The organism is Pedobacter boryungensis (genome assembly GCF_013204825.1).
Lineage (GTDB): Bacteria > Bacteroidota > Bacteroidia > Sphingobacteriales > Sphingobacteriaceae > Pedobacter > Pedobacter boryungensis.
The window spans coordinates 794,315-811,972 of sequence record NZ_JABMKV010000002.1 but is presented as its reverse complement, the minus strand read 5'-3'; the positions used below and the strand labels follow the sequence as shown (position 1 = coordinate 811,972).

Genomic DNA, 17,658 nt, shown 5'->3' with positions numbered 1-17,658 from the left:
CATATTAACGTATATGATGAACTTAAATCTAAAAGCCAAAAGCTGTTTTATTATAGCATTCGCACTAACTACTTCAGCATTTGCTCAAATCACTCCAAAGTTTAAAGAGATCCATGCTCAATTCTACGGAAAATGGCCAAAGACGATCACATTTAATCAGAAGACTGGTTTTTATAGGGCCGATACACTTAATCGAAGCCAAATCTGGTATGAGGCTGGTATTTTCCCTAATCTATTCCGAATTGATCTTGGAGACCCTAAAGATGGAAACGCCATAATTTATAGAGGTGATACAACCTACAATTTCAGACAGTCGAAGAAACTTAAACCTGCAGTTAATCCAAATATTTTAGTGTATCTGTTGGGAGGAATGTATTTTGAAACCTTAGATCAGGTGAATCAAAAGCTAGCTAAGGAAGGTTTCGACCTAAGTAAAGGCTTTAAAAGCACCTGGAAAGGAAAAGCAATTGATATTATTGGAGTGGCCAGTCAGGATACGACAAAAAGCCAATTATGGTACGATGCAAAAAATCATTATTTGGTAAGGATGATCCAACAAAGTGAAAAATCTCGCTTAGAATGTCAATTTGAAGACCATCAAAAAATTGGTAAGATATGGCACGAAGGAAATGTAAAGATCTTTGTAAACGGCAAAGTAGTCCAAACAGAAGAATATCATGACTTTAAAATAAATGTAGATTTAAACCCTGATTTTTTCGATCCTGATAAATTCGGATCATGGCATTGGCTAAATGCTCAATAGATTTTACTGTACAATTAAATCCTTTTTTTCATTTCTTTCGATTTCTTCGAGTTCCTTTACATATTGAACTTTCAAATGATCGTATAAAGAATGTTTATCTACCAACATCGAGACCAAACTGGCTACCATTCCTGCAAGAATTAAGCTAAATATAGCTGTTTGACGATTCGTCATTTCTAATACTAAAATTGCAGATGTAAATGGCGAACGTGTTACTCCTGTTAAAAAACCCACCATTCCGGCTAATATTAAAAGATTGGTATTGGTTTCTGAAAGATTAAACCAACCCGAAACAACAGATCCCACAGAAGCACCAGCAGCTAACGCAGGGGCAAAAATCCCTCCAGCAGCACCAGTAGTAAAGGATACCATCGAACTACATATTCTTAAAATGGGAATGTACCAATGCGCATGACGATCTGGAGTGAATAATACAGTTTCCATCACTTGTTTACCAGAACCCAAAGCATTTGTCCCGAAAAGAATAGCAAGTACAACTAAAACCGCTGCACAACTTACTACATAAATCATATTGGCACGTAATGATTTTAACCTTGCTTTCCACCTCAGCACCAATAAAATTAATTTACCCATTAAACTGCCGAGAAGTCCAGAAATTAAGGCTACCAAAAGAACACCAAAGAAAATATACCCTGAAGTATTGTCAATTTTAGGATAACCTAGATAAAGATAAGGGCCTAATATAGCTTGAGCTGTTAATCCGGCAATAATTACAGAAGAGAAAATGGCTGTCTTGAAAAAACTGAAATGAGTCTTTGTAAGCTCTTCGATAGCGAACACAATTCCACCCAATGGTGTATTAAAAGCAGCAGCTAGGCCTGCAGCGGCGCCAGTTACAAGCATATTTCTTTTGGCTACTTTAGGCCACCAATTTGGCAATATTGAATTGACCGATCGAAATATTGATGCGGAGATTTGAATGGTGGGTCCTTCCCTACCTATTGCTCCTCCTCCTAATGCCATCACTAAGCTCGATAGCACTTTAATTACCAAAACTTTAAGACTAAGCAGCCGACTAACCAAATTGTGCGTTTTAGGAGCTGAAATGGTAATGCCCGCCATCACCTGAGGGATACCGCTACCTTTAGCATAAGGTGCAAATTTCCACACTAACAACCATGCAACTACAAAACAAAGTGGAGTTAATGCAAATAGCAGCCAACTATTGTAATGGAAAACCCAAAGTGCAACATCCTCTGCCATGACAAATAATTTTGCATAGGCAACCGCAGCTAATCCAGCAATCATTGATGCAATCCAAAAAGGTACCGCTTGTAAAAGGTTCTTTTTAAATCGCTCATTACCGATGCGATCAAATGAATTTTTTAAGTGTAGACGAATGGAGTTTATAATTTTATTGGATTGCCGCATTGATTTCAGAGAAAATTTATGAGCGCAGCGCAAATTACAAAAAATAAATTTAGAGTTTTTGAAGGTAGATGCTATTATCTTTCAAATTTGGCAGTATTAAACTTCACAATAGTTATATTTATAAATGAAAAATATTGAAACCAACGTCTTTCAAAACATACTCAGAATTCTTTTAGGGGTTTTTATGATCTTGGCTGCAATTGGTCATTTTACTTTTCAACGAGATGCATTTCAGGCTCAGGTACCCAATTGGATTCCGATAAGTAAGGATGCGGTAGTATTACTCTCTGGGATAGTAGAAATTACTTTGGGTTTAGCTATGATATTTTGGACAAAACAAAAAGTTAGGGTGGGCATAGCCCTTGCCATATTCTATGTGTTAATTTTCCCGGGAAATATTGCTCAATATTTGAACCACACAGATGCATTTGGACTTGATACGGATCGAGCTAGACTTATTAGATTGTTTTTTCAGCCTGTACTTATTTTAGCGGCATTATGGTCTACTGGGGCTTTAACTTATCTTTTTAACAAGAAGAAATAATTTTCCATTCAAGACCTTAAAAAATCGCAAGAGCCTATTATAAAACTACTAAAACAAAAAAGCCTTACATTGCTGTAAGGCTTTCAATCTGCTCCCGAGACTGTGTACTTTTCAAGAAATTTGCTTGATGATTTGATGAGAATTTTAAGGATTGATTAAGATTCCTTTAGGATAATTTAAAAGTATTTATCTTTTGTTAATTTTCTAAAAGCAAATGAAACTTTGGGCTTATCTCACAAGACAAAATCACTTTAGCTCCAAATTGGCGTATTTTTCCAATTATTTACAAATCCAAGTTTATAAACTTGAACAGACGGGAATTCATTAAAAAGCGATAAAATTTTACTTTTGATCTGGTGTCCTGGAGTAACTTCGTTACATAGATAAACTAAACAAGAAATGAGAAGGAAAGGTTTTTTAATCTGAACAGGCGTTAGACCATTATTAAACCAAGCGCCAGAGGGATTATTTAGCATTAGTGGAGTCTTAACCATACTCCTACTCCAAAGTCTAGAATGGTGTGCTATTATATTTCTTAGATAAGTAATTGCTTCCAGCCAACTAGATAGTTCATTATGCAAGTTTAGGCCCATTTCATTTGCGATTTGTGCTTTTTCGGGTAATTGGTGATTTAAACTTTTATAGAGCTTTGATAAGGTGCCCAATGAAGCTACTTCCAATATTTTCCATGCATCAGCATCTTGCCCAGGAAATCTATACTTTTGATCTTTGATAAATATTTCCTGACTACGATTAAATTCTTTTTGAAGCTCATCTAGCGTGTGCAAATGCAATGTCTTGGTATTGCCTTTAATTTCTAGTGTTGCACTTTGAAAAATTGAGGCATCCAGATACCATAGTCCACCAAATTTCATGGATAGAACATAAATCATTTTTGTCCTAAGAGCAATTTCAATGCGTTCAATTGCGTCGAAAAGAATAAGTCTTAAATGCCTATCAAAGTTATACCTGTCTAATATATCTTCGAAATAGGTGCTTTTTTTAAAAATATGATTCTGTAAATCATCCTGCATATCCCACCAATAACCTTTAAGACGGTAATAGCTGATATTGGCAAAAAAATGATGAGCTGCGGCTTCGTCTTTAAATAACATCCCTCGCTGTTTAAGCAGATTAATTTGATCGGGTATGCTAAATGCTGGTTTGTTATTGGCCACTTTAGAAAAAAAATGACCCGAATGCAGTTCTTATGGTATGCAGACGGGTTCTGTTAGTACAAAGATATAAAGATTAATGCGTCAGAAAAAATATTTTCAAATAATATTGAGAATACATTTGAATAGAAGTAATATTTTATTTTTTTGCAAATGCACAAATCGGTTATTGATTCACAGTCTTTAAAATATTTTGGACAAAGTTGATTTGGCTTTATATACTTAACTTACCAAAAATATGAAAGGAAACTTTACGCTATATGAGAGTATATAATGAACTTCAATTAAGAATAAATAAGATATTACTCCTTTGGGGAACCACGATGGAAGAACTAGAGGGCATAAATCAGTTTATGACAAAAGAATATTTAGAAAGCCCCTTTATTAGAAGACTTATCATAAGAAATACATTTGTTATAATTGAGACCTATTTGTACGTAACAAAAGAGATTATAAAAATCAAAATTGAAAATAGTGGTGATAGCTTAGATTGGCAAAAACTAGCATTATTAAATGAAAAAAGGGTTGACATAAATCGGAAAGGTCAAATAGAAACTAAGGATCAATTCCATAGCTTCATACCTTCGTTAAGATTTACGTTAAATTTATTTGCAGAAGTATTTGATGCTGAAAGTCCCGATTATAGTACTCATCAATTTGAAAAACTTATTAAACAATCCAAAAGAAGAAATCAAATAACACACCCTAAAGCAAAAGAAGACCTATTGGTTAGCATGGATGAAATAATGGAAAACACAGATGTCTTACAATGGTTTATGACAACCCATTCTAAAATAAATCAAAAATTTCAGGAATGGATTAAAATTATATATAAGGAGTAGTTAAGTCAATAATAAATGTACGCAATAAGCTTTTCAATTTAATATTTCTTTTACATAATGCGTAGCATTAATAACGATCTGTCGCTAAATTGTTAGATATAGACATCCTTAAACCACAACAACTTTATGGCATCGTTCATCAAAACCAACCATAATGGAAAATCAAATCAAAAGATCCTTACCGCTAAAAAGATAATCGAAGACTTCAAAGCAAAGAAAAAAAATAACCTTACTGAAGAGGACGCAGAAAAGTATATCGACTTAATTTATTTTTTTTCAGAACAAGCATTTAAACTATACAATGCTAGCAAAACTTGTAATCCTGTAGAATTTAATAGCATCGAACCAAAAAAACAGAGAATATAAATTATAATCTGTTCGCTAAGAAAGTATTAGTTAAGCAAATTTAACTTTTTTAGAGGCTTTGCACAGTATAGGTGCGGACACTGGGCTCGAACCAAAAATCGACCTCTACTTATCGTATGCAACGATTTGAAAATCAGCTAAAAACAGAAATGCCCTTCACGATATCGTGAAAGGCATTTGCTCCCTCTGCTGGGCTCGAACCAGCGACCCTCTGATTAACAGTCAGATGCTCTAACCAGCTGAGCTAAGAAGGAGTACTGGTTATTCCTAAAACGCCTTTGAGCTCATGTTAAGAACATAATGCCTTGTTCGTTTTGGGAATGCAATATTAGGGCTTTTAAATTATTTATGCAATATTTGCAGAGAAAAAATTTAAAATAATTTTAATAAGATATATATGAGCCTGATAATCATAGGTACTGTGGCTTTTGATGCCATTGAAACACCATTCGGAAAAACGGATAAAATTGTTGGTGGTGCCGCAACTTACGCAAGTTTAGCCGCTTCTTACTTTTATAATCAAACAAAAATTGTTGCAGTTGTTGGTGATGATTTCGGAAAAGACAACATTAACATCCTTAATCAACATGGTGTAGATACGGAAGGTTTACAGATTAAAGCTGGCGAAAAATCATTTTTCTGGAGCGGAAAATATCACAATGATATGAATAGTCGTGATACCTTGATTACTGAATTAAATGTATTGGAAAATTTCGATCCCATCATTCCAGAAAGTTACCAAGATTGTGAATACTTAATGCTGGGCAATCTTACACCTCAAATTCAGCAAACAGTTATTAAAAGATTAAAAAACCGTCCTAAACTAATTGTATTAGATACCATGAATTTTTGGATGGATATCATGATGGACGACCTATTGGAAACCATTAAAATGGTTGATGTTTTAACAATTAATGATTCTGAAGCTCGTCAATTATCTGGCGAGTATTCATTAGTTAAAGCGGCAAATAAAATCTTAACGATGGGACCAAAATATTTGATCATCAAAAAAGGAGAACACGGGGCCTTGTTATTCCATGAGGATAAAATATTTTCTGCTCCTGCCCTACCTTTAGCTGATGTGTTTGACCCAACAGGCGCAGGCGATACTTTTGCAGGTGGTTTTATTGGGTATTTAGCACAAGTAGGTACAGTGAATTTCAATAACATGAAAAACGCCTTAATTTATGGTTCTGCTCTAGCATCCTTCTGCGTGGAGAAATTTGGAACTGAGCGTTTATTGGAATTAGATAAAGCTACAATTGCTGCTCGCTTACAACAATTTGTAAACTTAAGTAGCTTCGAAATTATTCAAGATTAAATAGAATTAACTAATAGTTAATTACAGCTAAAACCCATGCCTAATTTGCATGGGTTTTTTCTTTTATTTTAACAGGGTGTTAACAGGGTGATCACAGGGTACAAACAAGGTGAAAACAGAGTTGTTCACCTTGTAAATTCCTTGGTAAAACCTACCGAACTATTTTTTAACTAATAGTTAATTACGAACAGGCGTTAAACTTATTTTAATGATTAAATCAGAAATATTTGATCAGGAAACAAAGGATTACATAACCCCTAGCCTAAAGGCTATTAGTGCAGGTAAAACTATAATAATCATGTTCAGAGTGCAGGTTATTAAAGAGGCATTTTTAATTTCCTTCTTCTACTAATTTCTTTAAGCCTTTTAATACTTTCTTCCAGCCTTTAGTTGAGCGTTTATATCTTTTCTCGGCACCTTCTCCTTTCCCTACATCATCTGTAATAGAAAGGGTTGTAACTCCTTTACTGTAGGTCAGCTTATCCGTCACAGTAGAAAATGAATTGCTTTTTTTATCACTTCCGTTTCTAAGCGTATATTTTAGAAGCTTTTCAGGTTTAATTTCTAAAATCTTTCCAGTCATTTCGAATTTGATGATCAAAAACATCCTACCCTTAAATGTGATGCTACTTCCTTCTTTCCATTTCGAAAGAACCTTTGCATTAAAAAAATATTTCTTTGTTTTTTTAGGGTCGGTTAACGCATCCCAAACCTGAGCAGGCTTAGCGTTAATTTTGATATTTTGCTTAACAACATATTCCATGATGTATTCATTTAATAAAACTCCTTGGGAACTAAATTAAAAACGGAATAAGAAGAGAAATGTTTGTATGTTTTTGACGTTAAGCGGTTTACTTCAGCACTCCTATCACTTCAAATTTTTCGAAAACAGTTTCGGTATGTGGGGCATCAGGTAATTCATCAGTTAAATCCTGACCAGCCCAATGCTCATAATGCTTGCCATTTTTCCATAATCGGCTGCTGCCTACATCATAAATTAATCCTTTGTAAGCAATCCAAATCTCAGGCTTGTCCTGTCCGTTACGCAAAGCGAGTTGCTGTTTGCTATAAATAGGCAAATCCATTATTTAGCTGCTTCCCTTTTTTCGAAAAATTCATTCAAATAAATAGCCAACAAAAGCATGCCCATGATATAGAAGTGATTTTCTAGCGGAATATTTGATACATTCAGCTTAATGCTTTCTGCTGCTTGATATTGGATAATGGGCAAATTGCATAGGATACCAAAACAGATATAAAATGGTATCAAACAAACCAAATAGGCCCTGTAAAATCGATACATAAACCTTAATTTATTTAAATACTCGATGTACAATAACAAGAGTAGCAATACAGAAAAAGTAATTACCGTATACCATTTTGCATAAGCGAAAAACAGAAATGCTACGCAAACTCCTAACATTAAATTACTAACGGATAAACTAAACTTTTGTAACTGATTATTTGGAAACTTAGCATTGAGGTAATGATAAATAGCTAATCCAGCAAAGCTGAAAGTAAACGAAAAAAGATATTGCTCTAAGGGAAGTTCTCTATAGTAAACCCCTATTAAATAAGCAGGATTAAAAGTCCAAACTTTAAAAATCACAAAAAATACGGCTATAGCAGAAAAAATAATTCCTGATATTAAAGTGCCTGCAATGATAGATTTCAATTTTTCAATTGGAAAAGCTTTTTTATCAAAAGAAAAAAATATGGGGATAAGGAATAAAAATAGATTTAGCAACAAAAAAATATAGTTCATTTATACCTGTGTTAAATTTTAGATTTTCAAAAGTATGATTTTGAAGCGGCTTACACAGTATAAATATTTGTTGCAAATAAAAAAAAGGCTCCATATAGGAGCCTTTTTCTGTTTTTCATTGGTAGATTATTAAAGTATTATGCTTCTGCAGTTGCAAGATCTTTTGCATAAGTCTTTAAATATTTTTTTAATATTCCTCGGGCTACATGGATACGTGTTTTTACCGTACCAATTGGAATATTTAATTCATCAGCAATTTCGTGGTATTTAAAACCTTCAAAATATTTGATAAATGGAACATAATATTCTGGTTGCAATGTTGCTAAGGCTTTATGAATATCGCCCATTACAAATTTGCTTTCTACTTCATTTCTTGTAGCGCTATAATGCAAGTTAGCCGAAGAAATATCTTCGCTTTGTGTAATTAAGGTATTAGTTTTTACCATACGTCTGTAGTTATTGATAAACGTATTGCGCATAATTGTAAATAACCAACCTTTTAAATTAGTTCCCTCTTTAAATTTACTATAATAGGTAACCGCTTTAAGCATCGTATCTTGTACCAAATCATTGGCATCCTCTACATCTTTCGTAAAATTTAAAGCGAATGACTGTAACGAACCAGAATAGTCGTGCAATTGGTGGTTAAATTGTAGCTGTGTCATAGTTTTTTAGTTTTAAGTTTTAAAAAAGAAACAGAAGCTGAAGTGGTTCGAGCCAACTGTTTGTAATTACTAAAGACTATACAACTATGATACCAAAAAGAAAAATGAAGTTTATTTTATGCAGAAACCCTATCTGAATAGGCAAAAAGCAAGATGTTATAGAATATTTACTTCTCGCTCTAGTTTTACAGCAAACTTGGTATATACAGTATTAATTATTTGTTCTGAAAAAGTGTACACTTCTTGTCCGCTGGCATGACCATGATTTACTAATACTAATGCTTGATTTTTCCAAGTACCTGTTTCGCCTACAACAATACCTTTAAAGCCACACTGTTCTATTAACCAACCTGCAGCCAGCTTTATTTTTCCATTTGGTGCTGGATAATTTACTACATCAGGAAATTTTTCGACTAATTCATCAAATACTTCCTTTTCTATTACAGGGTTTTTAAAGAAACTCCCAGCGTTACCAATTGTTTTAGGATCTGGCAATTTACTTATCCTTATTGCGGCTACAACATTAGAAACGTCGGCAATAGTTGGCGACGAAATATTTCTTTTTTCGAGCTCTGTTGTAATTGCTCCGTAATGAGTTTGCAGCTTTGCCTGCTTATTTAAATGAAATTGAACTGATGTTATGATGTATTTATTTTTGAGTTCATTTTTGAATACGCTATCTCTATAGCCAAAATTGCAATCTGCATAGCTAAATGTTCTCATTTCACCAGTGGCAATTTCAAATGCAGTACAAGAAGTAAAAACATCTTTTAATTCTACACCATAAGCACCAATATTTTGAATTGGAGAAGCACCAACTGTACCTGGTATTAAAGTTAAGTTTTCTAGTCCGGCGAAATTATTTTCAACGCAATAAGTCACCAAATCGTTCCATACTACACCACCTCCAGCAGTAACCATCACATCATCACCTTGTGTTTGATACGTAATACCCTGAATACTAATTTTTAGTACAATGCCATCAAAATCTTTTGTGAAAAGCATATTACTTCCACCACCTAAAACCAGTAATTTCTTTGTTTTAGCAATCGAATTTTTAAAAATCTCCCTTAAGTCATCAACACTTTTAACTTCAACAAAATAATTTGCATTAACATCAATACCAAAAGTATTATATGTTTTTAAGGATACATTTTCTTGTAAAACTGACATGGATTTATTTTAAAGCACAAATGTACTAGATAAATTTTATGCTTTTAATTTCTTTAAGGTTTTAAACTGTCTTCGTGAATTACCTTTTCTATCCGTTTGTCGGGAATTAGCCACATCATAGCTACCAAAACATACAATGCTCCAGAAATCCATACGTTTACAAAAGCACATGGTATGGAAATAATGTAACAAGCTACCGAAAGTTTGCCCTTAAAATCATTCCCTAAGGCTCTTGCCAATAGTGAATCTTGTCCATGATGTTTAACTAATAGTGAAGCTAAAATTGAATAGGCAATCCCATTCATTAATAAAACAAAACCATATAAGGCGATAGGCGCAGGCGCAAAATGATTTTCTCCCATCCAACTTGTGGTAAAAGGTATCATAGAAAGCCAAAATAACAAGTGTAGGTTTGCCCAAAGTATGGCTCCATTTACTTTATTTACCACCATAAACATATGATGATGATTATTCCAATAAATGCCGACATAAATAAAACTCAAGATATAGCTCGAAAATACGGGCCATAATGGCGTCAAATCTTTTAAACTACTTTTATCATGAGGAACTTTTAACTCCAACACCATAATTGTAATAATAATGGCAATAACCCCATCGCTAAATGCCTCTATTCTTCCTTTTTTCATAAAACGATTTGTCCTTTTTTGATTTTGTTAATCGAAGATAGAATAAAAAAATATTTCATTAGTGTATTTAATCTATTTAAAGATCATCCTCAGAATTTCACCTACTCAAATCCTCCATTCACCGATTATCCCTGTTTCTGCTTTTAATATTTATGTTCTTTTGTACTATGGAAACAACACAAACAGAGCAAACGCTCATCGAAGAGATAAAAATATTAATCAGGAAACTTTGGAATTAAAAAAAGTTTCCATAGTTTTGCTCCTCATTTGAGAGAGTATGGATACTAATAGTACAGAGCTAACCCTAGCAGAAGAGATAAGATTATTGATGATTAAAGTTTGGGGCTAATTTTTAACTAATTAAGAGGAGCAAAATTTGGAAGTTAAAGAATACATAATTGCTGAAGCGGATAAGCTTTTTTGTCAGTACGGCTTTAAAAGTGTAACAATGGATGATATTGCCAAACACTTAGGCATGTCTAAAAAAACCATTTATCAGCATTTTAGAGATAAAGATGAATTAGTAAACATCTTAATTGAAGATAAGCTAGCCAATCAGGATTGTGCAAATAACCAATTTGTGGATAAGGCGAAGGATGCGGTTCATGAAATATTTTTCTCTTTATCAAGTATGCATGAATTGCTGGGAAACATGAATCCTAAATTGTTTTATGATCTACAGAAATATCATCCAAAAGCTTGGTTATATTTTAAAAACTTTAAAGAAAAGAGCATGAGCAATGCTATTTTAAAAAATCTAGAAAGAGGTATAGCAGAAGGTATTTACCGCGAAGATCTTAATAAAGAGATTTTAACACAATTGAGATTAGATCACGTGGAACTAATTTTTAGTCAACACGATCATTACACCAAAGGTAAATATACCATTGCACAAGTAATGATAGAAATAACAGAACATTTCCTTTATGGTATTTGCAATCAAAAAGGATTAGAAAAAATTAATTATTACAAACAACAATTGTCCCAAGTATAATCATTTATGAAAAAACAACTTTACATTTTACTTTTTAGTTTGAGTTTGGCTTTTCCAGCCATGGCTCAGGAAAAGGACACCACGGCAAGTTTTACCTTACAAGATGCGATCAACTATTCTTTAACTCATCAAACAAGTATTAAAAATGCTAAAATTGATGAGCAAATTGCAATCAATACAGTTAAAAAGACAATTGGAATTGGTTTACCACAAGTTAGTGCCAGCGCAGATTTTAATGATTTTTTAAATGTTGCAACTAGCTTAGTTCCTGCCATCTTTTTTGATAAAGATGCTGCTCCTGGAGCTACTATTCCAGTTAAGTTTGGTGTTAAATATAATTCGACTGTAGGTATAAATGCTACACAACTATTATTTGATGGCAGTTATTTGGTTGGGTTAAAAGCGTCCAAAACGTATAAGGAATTAAGTACAAAAAACACTGCCCGTACTCGAATTGAAACTGCAGTTGCAGTCACCAAGGCCTATTATTCTGTTTTGATAAGCAACGAACAACTTACCTTGATTGATGCCAACCTTGAACGTTTAAAAAAATCGTTAAACGATACAGAGCAAATGCTAAAGAATGGCTTTGTAGAGAAAATTGATGTGGATAGGTTAAGTGTATTGAACAATAACCTAATGACAGAAAGAGAAAATGTAATCAGATTATTAGCCTTGAATTTAAACCTATTGAAATTTCAAATGGGTTTAACGATAAATAGCAACATTACCTTACTCGATAAAATAACTTCTGTTAATACTGATCAGACTCCGATTTTAAATGATGGTACAGTTTATCAAAGACGCATTGAATACTCTTTATTACAAACGCAAAAGAAACTAAATGAATTAGATGTAAAAAGATATAAAAGTGCATTTTTACCTACTTTAGCTGCTTTTGGTAATTATTCTAGAAGTTTCCAAGGAGATAACTTTAGTTCTTTATATGATAAAAGTTTCCCTACCTCGTTAGTTGGCCTTAAACTTTCTATTCCTATCCTATCGGGTGGTCAGAAACTGTATGATGTTAGAAATGCAAAACTAGAATCTCTAAAAACCGACAACAACCTTATCAATTTGAAAAACTCAATTGATTTAGAGGTTGCACAAGCGCAAACCACCTATTTAAACGGTCAAAAATCTTTAGAAAACCAAAAAAGAAATATGGAATTAGCTAAAGAAGTTCTACGTGTGACTAAAATTAAATACGATCAGGGTGTTGGCTCAAGTTTAGAGGTAACCACTGCCGAAACTTCATTAAAAGAAGCTCAAAATAATTATATCAACGCTTTATACGATATGCTAATTAACAAAGTAAATCTAGATAAAGCTTTAGGAAACATTAACTACTAACCTTACAAACAATTTATAATGAAAAGAATATTATTTATAGCAGCAATCGCATTTTTAGCAGCATGTTCTTCTGAAAAAAAAGATCCAAAGGCTGAATTAGCGGATCTTAAAAAACAACGTACAGAATTAGACGCCAAAATTGCAAAATTAGAAAGCACTGTTGGTGGCAAAGACTCTGTATCTACGAAAGATGTAACCGTTTTCGACGTTAAGCAGACTACCTTTAATAACTATGTAGAAATTCAGGGCAAGGTTGATGCTGAACAGAATGTTCAGGTTAATCCTGAAGCGCAAGGTGTAGTAACCAGAGTATACGTTAGTATTGGTCAAAACGTGAGTAAGGGACAAGTTTTAGCTCAAATTGACGACAATGTACTTCGTCAGAGCATGGCTCAGTTGCAGACACAAATTGATTTGGCGACAAATCTATTTAACCGCCAAAAAAATCTTTGGGATCAAAAAATCGGTACTGAAGTTCAATACTTAAATGCAAAAACTCAAAAAGAAGGGTTAGAGCGTCAAATGAATGTTTTGCGTTCTCAACAAGCAATGTATAAAATCAAAGCTCCAATTAGTGGAAGTGTTGAGCAGATGGACCTAAAAGTTGGTCAGGCTGTAGCTCCAGGTATGACTGGTATTCGAATTGTGAACGGAAATATCTTGAAAGCTAAAGCACAGGTTGCAGAATCATACTTAGGAAAAATTAGCCAAGGTGATGATGTAAAAGTAATCTTCCCAGATATTCCAGATAGCTTAGTAACCAAGGTAAGCTTTGCCGCTAAGGTTATCGATCCTGCTTCTCGTAGTTTCAATATCGAAGTTAAATTACCATCGAATGCGAAATATCGGGCTAATATGATCGTCGTGTTAAAAGTTGTCGACTATAAAAATCCAAAGGCGATTGTAGTTCCAGTTAGTGCCATTCAAAATGCAGAAAATGGCCAATATGTAATTACAGTAGTAGATGGAAAAGCGAAACGTACAACAATAAAAGCTGGAAGAACAATTGATGGAAAAACTGAGATTTTATCAGGTTTAACCGAAGGCGACAAAGTTGTAACTACCGGAATTGATGACATCAACGAAGGTGATCCAGTTAAATATTAATCAGCTAATTAGTCTCTAACATTCAAAATAAAATGAAAGACGTAAACAAAGAGTTTGGCCCATCAAGTTGGGCAATAGACAATAAAACGGCTATTTATATCATCACGATTATGATTACATTAGCTGGATTATTTGCCTATAATTCAACTCCTAAAGAGAATTTTCCGGAAGTAATTGTTCCTAAAATTTTCGTACAAACTGTTTATCCTGGTACTTCTCCTGAAAACATGGAGAACCTAGTGACCAAGCAGCTAGAAAAACAAATCAAAGGCACACAGGGCCTAAAAAAAGTGACCTCTAATTCTTATCAGGATTTCTCAATTATTACTGCAGAATTTGGTACTGATGTAGATATAAAAGATGCAAAACAGCGTGTAAAAGATGCGGTTGATAAAGCCAAGACAGATTTACCAAATGACATCCCAGATGATCCGACTGTTATGGATTTTAACATGTCTGATTTACCGGTAATGTATATCAATATCTCAGGTAATTTCGATCTTAAAAAATTAAAAGACTATGCAGATGATATCCAAGACCGCATAGAGGCTTTGCCAGAAATTTCAGGAGTTGATTTAGTTGGTGCTTTAGATCCTGAAATTCAGATCAACGTAGACATGAATAAAATGGCTGCTGCCCAGGTTTCTTTTACAGACATCCAAAATGCAGTTGGTTATGAAAATTTAACTGCATCTGGTGGTACGGTAAAAATGGACGGACTACGTCGTACTTTAAATATTAAAAAGGATTTCAAAAGTGCTGAGGAAATTGCTAATCTGGTAATTAAAACTCCTACAGGAGCAGTTGTGTATTTAAGAGATATCGCTGAAGTTAAGGATGCGTTTAAAGAACAGACCAGTTATGCACGTTTATATGGAAAGAACGTAATTACCTTAAACGTTAAAAAACGTTCAGGTCAAAATCTAATCGAAGCATCTGATAAAATCAATCAGATTTTAACGGAGATGAAGGATAAATCGTTGCCAAAAACTTTGGACATTAAAATAACTGGTGATCAATCTGATCAAACCCGTGTTACTTTACACGATTTGATTAACACCATTATTATCGGTTTTATTCTAGTAACTATTATCCTCATGTTTTTCATGGGTGTAAAAAATGCCATATTCGTAGCATTATCAGTTCCATTATCAATGTTCATCGCCTTCCTGTTCATGCCTTTATTAGGTGGAATTATGGGATTCAACTTTACGATGAACATGATTGTGCTCTTCTCCTTCCTATTGGGATTGGGTATTGTGGTAGATGATGCGATTGTAGTAATTGAGAATACACACCGTATTTTCGATAATGGTAAAGTTCCGATTGTAAAAGCGGCTAAAATGGCTGCTGGAGAGGTATTCGTACCCGTATTTTCTGGTACATTAACCACTTTAGCACCTTTCTTCCCTTTACTATTTTGGCCAGGAATTATCGGAAAATTCATGTATTTCTTGCCATTAACATTAATTGTAACCTTGTTCGCATCATTAATCGTAGCCTATATCATCAATCCTGTTTTTGCGGTTGATTTTATGGAACATGATGATCATTCTGCTAACAAAAAGCCAACATTTGATAAGAGAACAAAGAAAATAACACTTATTTTGGGCATTGCTGCGATTGTAGCCTATGCTATTGGTGCATTGGCTGGCAGCTTTGGTTTTGGTAATTTCATGGTATTTATCATTATATTATACTTACTAAACCATTATTTCTTAGAAAATTGGGTTAAGACTTTTCAAAATAAAATTTGGCCAGCTTTCCAAAGTAAATATGTTAAATTATTGCACTGGGCCGTAGATCATCCTAAAAAATTAATTTGGGGTACCTTCGGATTATTTTTCGGTACGATTATCCTTTTTGGTGTTTTGGTAATTGCAGGACGTCAGAAGGTTATATTCTTCCCATCAGGTGATCCAAACTTTGTGTATGTATATGTTGGTCTTCCTGTAGGAACTGATCAAGCCTATACGAACGAGGTGGTTAGAAAAGTTGAACAACGTGTTACAGGTGTTCTTTCTAAAGATGGAAAAATAGATCCAGTAGTAACATCTATCATTTCAAATGTTACCAAAGGTGTAACAGATCCACAAGATGAAGATCAAGGAGAATATCCAAATAAAGGAAAAGTAACTGTTGCCTTTGTAGAATTTGGCAAAAGAAACGGGGTAAATACAGCCGCGTATTTAGATAAGATCAGAAATGCAGTGAAGGGCATTCCTGGAGCTGAGATTTCGGTAGCCCAAGAACAAGGCGGTCCACCAACAGCTAAACCAATTAGTATTGAGATCACTGGTGACAACTTGGATTCCATCGTTCACACCTCTGAAAGATTGAAAAAATACTTGGTGAGTAAGAATATTGCTGGAGTAGAGGAATTAAAGTCAGATTTCCAGAACAATAAGCCAGAGGTTATATTTGATATCGATAGGGAAAGAGCAAACAGAGAAGGTATTTACTCTGGACAGATTGCAATGGATCTTCGTGCAGCACTTTATGGACGTGAATTGTCTAAATTTAGAGATGATAAAGAAGATTACGAGATTAATGTTCGTGCTCGTGATGACCAAAAGAATAATCTTGAAGTTTTGAGGAACATGAAGATGACCTATCGTGATATGGCTATGGGTGGTCAGATTAGACAAGTTCCGATCTCCTCTTTTGTAAACATCCGATATGTAAACACTTATGGAGGTATTAAGCGTAAACAGCAAAAGCGTATTATCATTCTTTCATCAAATGTTTTAAGTGATGCCAATGCAAATCAGGTAGTACAGAATGTTGCGCAAGAAGTAGCACAATTTAAAACACCTACAGGGGTTGAAATAAAAATGGCGGGAGATCAAGAAGAACAGGCAGAAACCATGGGATTCTTAGGAATGGCATTCTTTATTGCAATTGGTACAATCCTTATCATATTAGTTACTCAATTTAACTCGATTAGCAAACCTATTATCATTTTAGTTGAGGTGTTATTTAGTTTTATTGGTGTGTTAGGAGGCTGTATTATTTTCAATATGCCTTTCTCTGTAATGATGTCGATGTTAGGTATTGTTGCTTTAGTGGGTATTGTGGTTCGTAATGGTATCTTATTGGTAGAGTTTACTGAACTGCTGATTAGCCAAGGTTTTACCGTTAAAGATGCAGTTATTGAGGCTGGCCGTACACGTATGACACCGGTATTATTAACTGCAACTGCAACCATGTTAGGCTTAATTCCTTTAGCAGTTGGTTTAAATATTGATTTCGTGAAAATGTTTACGGAGTTAAATCCACACATATATTTTGGTGGAGACAACGTAGCTTTCTGGGGGCCACTTTCATGGACAATGATTTTCGGATTAAGTTTCGCGACTTTCTTAACGTTAATTCTAGTTCCTTGTATGTATATCGTAATGGATAAAAATTCGAGAGCTATAAAAGGATGGTTTAAGAAAAAATCTGTAGAAGCTGATCATTCTGCCAAAACAGCAGAAGAGCCAGCAGCTGAATAAAATATATAACACACATAAAAAATCCCTTTAGTCGAAAAGATTAAAGGGATTTTT

General features: G+C 34.0%; 17 protein-coding genes and 1 tRNA gene. 9 read left to right on the top strand and 9 right to left on the bottom strand.

The annotated features are described in order from the left end of the window. Positions 1–13 precede the first annotated feature (13 nt). Positions 14–763 carry a hypothetical protein gene (locus HQN85_RS10135; protein ID WP_173271785.1) on the top strand — a complete coding sequence of 250 codons (750 nt, stop codon included), beginning with the start codon at positions 14–16 and terminating at the stop codon, positions 761–763. 3 nt (positions 764–766) lie between these two features. On the opposite strand, the gene HQN85_RS10130 is transcribed toward HQN85_RS10135, so the two are convergent. Continuing rightward, entirely contained in the window at positions 767–2,155 is a 1,389-nt protein-coding gene (locus HQN85_RS10130; RefSeq protein ID WP_173271783.1) for a chloride channel protein, read from the bottom strand. Between the two features lie 124 nt (positions 2,156–2,279). On the opposite strand from HQN85_RS10130, the gene HQN85_RS10125 reads away from it, so the two are divergent. Next, complete coding sequence (locus HQN85_RS10125; protein ID WP_173271781.1) at positions 2,280–2,699, top strand: DoxX family protein; 420 nt, start codon at positions 2,280–2,282, stop codon at positions 2,697–2,699. Positions 2,700–2,950: 251 nt separating this feature from the next. Here HQN85_RS10125 and HQN85_RS10120 read toward each other — a convergent pair whose 3' ends face one another. After that, complete coding sequence (locus tag HQN85_RS10120; protein ID WP_173271779.1) at positions 2,951–3,814, bottom strand: Abi family protein; 864 nt, start codon at positions 3,812–3,814, stop codon at positions 2,951–2,953. Positions 3,815–4,197: 383 nt separating this feature from the next. On the opposite strand from HQN85_RS10120, the gene HQN85_RS10115 reads away from it, so the two are divergent. Continuing rightward, positions 4,198–4,716, top strand: a complete 519-nt coding sequence (locus HQN85_RS10115; RefSeq protein ID WP_216847259.1) for a hypothetical protein — start codon at positions 4,198–4,200, stop codon at positions 4,714–4,716. A gap of 126 nt (positions 4,717–4,842) precedes the next feature. Then, positions 4,843–5,082 carry a hypothetical protein gene (locus HQN85_RS10110; RefSeq protein ID WP_173271775.1) on the top strand — a complete coding sequence of 80 codons (240 nt, stop codon included), beginning with the start codon at positions 4,843–4,845 and terminating at the stop codon, positions 5,080–5,082. Positions 5,083–5,262: 180 nt separating this feature from the next. Here the strand turns inward: HQN85_RS10110 and HQN85_RS10105 are convergent. Then, positions 5,263–5,336: transfer RNA gene (locus tag HQN85_RS10105), tRNA-Asn, on the bottom strand. A gap of 143 nt (positions 5,337–5,479) precedes the next feature. Between HQN85_RS10105 and HQN85_RS10100 the strand changes: the two genes are divergently transcribed. Beyond that, the gene (locus HQN85_RS10100; protein WP_173271773.1) at positions 5,480–6,403 is read left to right on the top strand and encodes a PfkB family carbohydrate kinase; all 924 of its coding nucleotides are present in this window, start codon (positions 5,480–5,482) and stop codon (positions 6,401–6,403) included. Positions 6,404–6,734: 331 nt separating this feature from the next. Here HQN85_RS10100 and HQN85_RS10095 read toward each other — a convergent pair whose 3' ends face one another. The 6 genes from HQN85_RS10095 to HQN85_RS10070 form a co-directional block, all read right to left on the bottom strand. After that, entirely contained in the window at positions 6,735–7,166 is a 432-nt protein-coding gene (locus tag HQN85_RS10095) for an SRPBCC domain-containing protein (protein ID WP_173271771.1), read from the bottom strand. A gap of 88 nt (positions 7,167–7,254) precedes the next feature. After that, the gene (locus HQN85_RS10090) at positions 7,255–7,488 is read right to left on the bottom strand and encodes a cytochrome b5 domain-containing protein (protein ID WP_173271769.1); all 234 of its coding nucleotides are present in this window, start codon (positions 7,486–7,488) and stop codon (positions 7,255–7,257) included. Next, positions 7,488–8,168 (bottom strand): lycopene cyclase domain-containing protein, encoded by a 681-nt coding sequence (locus tag HQN85_RS10085; protein ID WP_173271767.1) that lies wholly within the window; start codon positions 8,166–8,168, stop codon positions 7,488–7,490. Before HQN85_RS10085 ends, HQN85_RS10090 begins: the two co-directional genes overlap by 1 nt. 137 nt (positions 8,169–8,305) lie before the next feature. Continuing rightward, positions 8,306–8,833: an RNA polymerase sigma factor gene (locus HQN85_RS10080; protein ID WP_173271765.1), complete on the bottom strand. Its 528-nt coding sequence runs from the start codon at positions 8,831–8,833 to the stop codon at positions 8,306–8,308. 156 nt (positions 8,834–8,989) lie between these two features. Then, entirely contained in the window at positions 8,990–10,006 is a 1,017-nt protein-coding gene (gene murB / locus HQN85_RS10075; protein ID WP_173271763.1) for a UDP-N-acetylmuramate dehydrogenase, read from the bottom strand. A 53-nt stretch (positions 10,007–10,059) separates the two neighbouring features. After that, entirely contained in the window at positions 10,060–10,653 is a 594-nt protein-coding gene (locus tag HQN85_RS10070; protein ID WP_173271761.1) for a TMEM175 family protein, read from the bottom strand. Positions 10,654–11,029: 376 nt separating this feature from the next. Between HQN85_RS10070 and HQN85_RS10065 the strand changes: the two genes are divergently transcribed. Genes HQN85_RS10065 through HQN85_RS10050 form a run of 4 tightly spaced genes read left to right on the top strand, consistent with a single transcriptional unit; the run spans position 11,030 to position 17,604 of the window. Further along, positions 11,030–11,647 (top strand): TetR/AcrR family transcriptional regulator, encoded by a 618-nt coding sequence (locus HQN85_RS10065; protein ID WP_173271759.1) that lies wholly within the window; start codon positions 11,030–11,032, stop codon positions 11,645–11,647. A gap of 6 nt (positions 11,648–11,653) precedes the next feature. Further along, positions 11,654–13,000, top strand: coding sequence for a TolC family protein (locus HQN85_RS10060; protein WP_173271757.1), 1,347 nt, complete (start codon positions 11,654–11,656; stop codon positions 12,998–13,000). 18 nt (positions 13,001–13,018) lie between these two features. After that, the gene (locus HQN85_RS10055) at positions 13,019–14,107 is read left to right on the top strand and encodes an efflux RND transporter periplasmic adaptor subunit (RefSeq protein ID WP_173271755.1); all 1,089 of its coding nucleotides are present in this window, start codon (positions 13,019–13,021) and stop codon (positions 14,105–14,107) included. Between the two features lie 32 nt (positions 14,108–14,139). Continuing rightward, on the top strand, positions 14,140–17,604 hold the full coding sequence (locus HQN85_RS10050) for an efflux RND transporter permease subunit (protein WP_173271753.1): 3,465 nt from the start codon (positions 14,140–14,142) through the stop codon (positions 17,602–17,604). Positions 17,605–17,658: the final 54 nt, after the last annotated feature.